The organism is Mesobacillus campisalis, from assembly GCF_000986785.1.
GTDB classification, from domain to species: Bacteria; Bacillota; Bacilli; order Bacillales; family Cytobacillaceae; genus Mesobacillus_B; species Mesobacillus_B campisalis.
Map to the genome: position 1 here is coordinate 1 of NZ_LAYY01000060.1, position 357 is coordinate 357.

Sequence of the window (357 nt, forward strand, 5' to 3'; positions counted from 1 at the left end):
TCCAATGCAGCAAAAAATTATGCTGTGGATGCCAGTAGTGTTCTCCGTATTCTTCCTGTGGTTCCCAAGTGGTCTGGTGCTGTACTGGTTAGTCAGCAACCTGATTTCGTTGGCCCAGATGCTGTATATCTACCGTGGCATGGAGAAAAAAGGCTTATACACTAAGGCCTGATGCTCCTGAGCTACACTTCGAAGGCCTGTTTTCAGGCCTTTTTGTTTTGTTGAGTTTAAAAACGTTTGAGGTTTGATCTATGTACAGCACAGACACCATTGCCGCTCAGGCCACAGCCACAGGTCGTGCCGGTGTAGGCATAATAAGGGTATCAGGCCCTGCCGTATCCGCAGTAGCTTCGGCCG

General features: G+C 49.0%; 1 protein-coding gene. It reads left to right on the forward strand.

Annotation, left to right across the window (positions count from 1 at the left end):
- Window positions 1-19: 19 nt before the first annotated feature.
- The gene (locus WQ57_RS27535) at window positions 20-172 is read left to right on the forward strand and encodes a YidC/Oxa1 family membrane protein insertase (protein ID WP_420912410.1); all 153 of its coding nucleotides are present in this window, start codon (window positions 20-22) and stop codon (window positions 170-172) included.
- Window positions 173-357: the final 185 nt, after the last annotated feature.

What these genes read in the sequence shown, in the direction of transcription:
- WQ57_RS27535 (WP_420912410.1), top strand. Translation starts at nt 20, where the DNA reads ATGCTGTGGATGCCAGTAGTGTTCTCCGTATTCTTCCTGTGGTTCCCA.